Annotated in this window: 3 protein-coding genes; all 3 read left to right on the plus strand. The window is 40.0% G+C overall.

The features are described 5' to 3' along the window. On the plus strand, positions 1-1127 hold a 1127-nt coding region (locus RYP29_RS08295), incomplete at its 5' end, for an argininosuccinate synthase (protein WP_311533041.1). Beyond that, positions 1127-2554, plus strand: coding sequence for an argininosuccinate lyase (argH, locus tag RYP29_RS08300; protein WP_311533043.1), 1428 nt, complete (start codon positions 1127-1129; stop codon positions 2552-2554). The genes RYP29_RS08295 and argH, both read left to right, overlap by 1 nt. A gap of 520 nt (positions 2555-3074) precedes the next feature. Next, a complete protein-coding gene (potE, locus tag RYP29_RS08305; protein ID WP_311533045.1) occupies positions 3075-4406 on the plus strand; it encodes a putrescine-ornithine antiporter in 1332 nt (443 codons plus the stop codon). The last annotated feature ends 185 nt before the right edge of the window (positions 4407-4591 follow it).

Raw genomic sequence — 4591 nt, forward strand, 5'->3', positions numbered from 1 at the left:
GCGCTGAAGTTATCGCTGTATGCGTAGACTTAGGCCAACCTGAGGATTATGATGCAGTTGAGAAAAAAGCAATCAAATCTGGTGCATCTAAAGCGTACATCGTTGATGCTAAAGAAGATTTCGTAAAAGATTATGTATGGCCAACTGTAAAAGCAGGTGCTGTTTACGAAGGTAAATATCTATTAGGTACATCCTTTGCTAGACCTTTGATTGGCAAAATTCTTGTAGATATCGCTAAAAAAGAAGGTGCTGATGCCATCGCTCACGGTGCGACTGGTAAAGGTAATGACCAAGTTCGTTTTGAATTGGCTATTAAAGCATTAGCACCTAACATGAAAATCATCGCTCCTTGGAGAGAATGGGATTTGAAATCTAGAACAGATTGCATGGAATATGCTGCTAAACACGACATTCCAGTTGTAGCAACTAAATCACATCCATACTCCATGGACCAAAACGTATGGCATTTGTCCCATGAAGGTGGCGATCTTGAAAATCCAGCAAATGCTCCTAAAGATGATGTATATTTAGTAACACATACACCTGAACAAGCTCCTGATGAAGCTGGTTATGTAACTGTAACTTTCAAAGAAGGCGTACCTGTAGCCGTTGATGGTCAAGAAGGTACTCCATTACAATTGTTGGAAAAACTCAATGAAATCGGTGCACACTATGGTGTAGGCGTTGTAGATATCGTTGAAAATAGATTGGTTGGTATGAAATCTCGTGGCGTTTATGAAAACCCAGGTGGATCCATCATCATGTATGCTCACAGAGAACTTGAATACCTTTGCCTCGATAGAGCTACATACCACTACAAAGAACTCATTGCCAACAAATACGCTGAACTCGTATACGATGGCATGTGGTTCGCACCATTGATGAACGCGTTACAAGCATTCGTTGATGAAACTCAAAAAACTGTAACTGGTGATGTAAAACTTAAATTGTACAAAGGCAATATTATCTCCGCTGGTGCAACTTCACCATATTCCTTGTACAGTGAAGATTTCGTAACATTCGAAGAAGACGATGTATACAACCAAGCTGATGCAGCAGGTTTCATCAACTTGTTCGGATTACCTCTCAAAATTAATGCTTTAATGAAAGAAAAGGCAGGTAAATAATGGCTAAATTGTGGGGCGGGCGTTTCACAAAAGGCACTGATAAAGCGGTAGAGGATTTTACATCCTCTATCGCTTTTGACGCTAGAATGTACGCCGAAGATATTGCGGGCAGTAAAGCCCATGCAACTATGCTTGCAAAACAAAATATTATTTCTCAAGAGGACTGTGATGCTATCGTAGCAGGCTTGACTAAAATCAAGGGTCAAATCGATAAAGGCGAGTTCCCATTCTCTGTTGCTCTTGAAGATATTCATATGAATATTGAAAAGCGTTTAACTGACGATATCGGTGAAGCAGGTGGTCGTCTACATACGGGCCGTAGCCGTAATGACCAATGTGCTGTCGATTTGCACATGTATGTGCGTAAAGCTGTTATCGAAATGGGTGAGCTCATCGTAGATATGCAAAAAGCGCTCATCGAAACAGCTGAAAAATACAGTGATGTTATCATGCCTGGCTATACCCATTTACAACGGGCACAACCTGTACTCTTTGGGCATCATATGATGGCATATTTCTCCATGTTAGAACGCGATTTTGATCGTCTATTAATGGTATTTAAACATGCGGACATCATGCCGTTGGGGGCAGGTGCTTTAGCGGGCTCTACCTATGGTATTGATCAAACCTATACGCAAGAATTATTAGGATTCTCTCGTATTTACGAAAACAGCATGGATGCCGTATCCGACCGTGACTATGTCGTGGAATTCTTATCCTTTGCATCCCTCGTGATGATGCATTTGAGTCGCCTCAGTGAAGAACTCATTTTGTGGTCCTCTAATGAATTTAATTTTATTGAACTTGATGATGCGCATTGCACAGGGTCAAGCATCATGCCACAAAAGAAAAATCCTGACGTATGCGAACTCGTACGTGGTAAAACAGGTCGTACCTATGGCCATTTATTAGGTCTTTTGACTACATTAAAAGGCTTGCCACTTACATACAATAAGGATATGCAAGAGGATAAAGAGGGTATTTTTGATGCTATTGATACGGTACACTTTGCCTTGTCTATCAATGCAGCGATGATTCGCGGTATGAAGGTGAATGGGGTACATATGAAAGCTGTCCTCGACGATGATTTCTCCAACGCCACAGATATGGCAGATTATCTTGCGAAAAAGGGCGTACCATTCCGTGAAGCGCACGAAATCGTAGGCAATGCCGTACATCATTGCATCGAAAAAGGTTGTGTTTTGCTTGACTTATCCGTTGAGGATTTCAAAGTGATTTCTCCATATTTTGATGCGGATATTCTAGATGCTATTTCTATTGAGGCTTGCGTAGCAGGTCGTAACAACTATTCTGGTACGGCCCCAGAATGCGTAGAAAGACAACGCAACAATGGTAAACAAATCATTGCTAACGAAGAAGCACAAATTGATAGCTGGAAAGCCATCGTAAACTCTGTACAAGAGTAAGGATTCTACCCTTAGCATCGTAGATGGTTTCATATTTTATACACTTGGCTCCACCCTTGGGTGGGGCCAATTTTTGTATATGCCTTTAATGGCCATATATCTACGTTTTTATAGACCCGAAATCTACAAATTTCACGTATTTTTTTGTCTATATTGAGTGGACGTGCAGTGGATAATGGTCTTGTACTACGACACTATAACTTGAATAGATAGTGATTTTTCATATATTTAATTGATTAAACTGAAATAAAATGATACTCTTACATTCATCATACCGTTTCTAATCAAAAATAATATATAATTACTATATTTTTATTCAATTCGTGTAATATGCGGTGTCCACTAATAAAGTACTTTTCATTTACCACCTATGGTGTTATTATTAATTCGAAAAACAAATAAAAACGGTACTTTCACATTCCCGCCCATTACAGCAGGAACTGAACGTACTTAGCGGTTTTAATATATTTAAGTGAATTATGGACGAGAAAAAATTCACCTTACGAAAGGGGATTGATACATGAAAACCACCGCTAAAAAAATGTCTGTATTCCAGCTAACCACAATGGTAGCAGCCAATATGCTAGGAGCTGGGATCATTATGTTACCAACTAATTTGGCTCAAGTTGGTACTATTTCAGTGTTATCTTGGCTCGTGACAGCTGTGGGTGCGCTTTTACTAGCGTATATTTTTGCTCAAGCGGGTATGTTCTCCCAAATTAAAGGAGGCATGGGCGGTTATGCAGAACACCGCTTCGGTAAGACTGGACATTTTATGGCGAGCTATGCTTACAGCATATCTCTCATCATTGCTAATATAGCGATTGCAGTTTCCGCAGTTGGCTATGGCTCAGAATTCTTTGGTGTTGATCTAAATGCAACGCAAACAAGTCAAGTAACAATCGTCTTGTTATGGTTTGCAGCGATTTTGAACTTTAGAGGCAATCGTTTTACAGGTCGGCTCAGCAATATTACTATTTGGGGCTGTATTGTGCCAGTATTACTGATTGGTACAATTGGCTGGTTCTGGTTTAGCCCAGATACGTATTTGGCGGCATGGAATCCAAACGACTTGCCGTTCTTTGAAGCAATTAAACAATCTATTGCTTTAACATTGTGGGGCTTCCTAGGGTTTGAATCGGCAGCAGCAAATGCAGATGCTGTAGAAAATCCAAAGAAAAACGTGCCAATTGCAACATTTGCAGGTACATTAGCAGTGGCGGTGATTTACATCTTGTCCACAAACGTTATGGCCGGTATCGTGCCTAACACAGAATTACTAAATTCTAATGCACCATTTGGTCTCACATTTGCGTACATGTTCAATGACACGATTGCAAATGTTATCATGGCGCTCATGATTATCTCTTGCTGTGGTGCTTTACTTTGCTGGCAATTTACATTGTCTCGCGTATTTAAAAATGCAGCAGAAGCAGGTTATTTCCCTAAGGTATTTGCTCGTGTAAACAGCAAGGATGCACCTGTGCGTGGCGTATTCATCTTATTAGCTATCGAAACCATTATTACAATGTTTACAGCTAATGATTCTCTACGCGATCAATTTGAAACATTGGTAAACCTTGCGGTTGTAACGAATGTATTGCCTTATATTCTCTGCATTATTGCCGTACCGACTATGATGCATATGTCTGGATTAGAAAAACGTCGCATTGAACGATTCTATTTTGTCGCTTGCGCAGGCGTATTATATTGTGCATATGCAGTATATGCATGTGGCGTTGATGCCATGCTAGGTAGTGCTATTGCGGTAACTATTGGCATTTGCATTTATATGATACGCAAAGGTTGGATGGCATATCGTGCGCAACGCTTTCAACAAAGTATCGATTAATTGAATATTCTCTCGTCTTATAGAGGCTGTCACTTGGTGACAGCCTCTTTTGGTTATATGTATAGCAGAAATACATATACCCCCTAGTGTATTGTTGGAGAGTTATAAATATAGTATATTTATAATTGATAAAGTGAATAAACTGAGTGTCGGTTCTACCGAGCGTAAAAGAGGAAAATAGGTGC

It is taken from the genome of uncultured Veillonella sp., assembly GCF_963534045.1.
Taxonomy (GTDB): domain Bacteria; phylum Bacillota; class Negativicutes; order Veillonellales; family Veillonellaceae; genus Veillonella.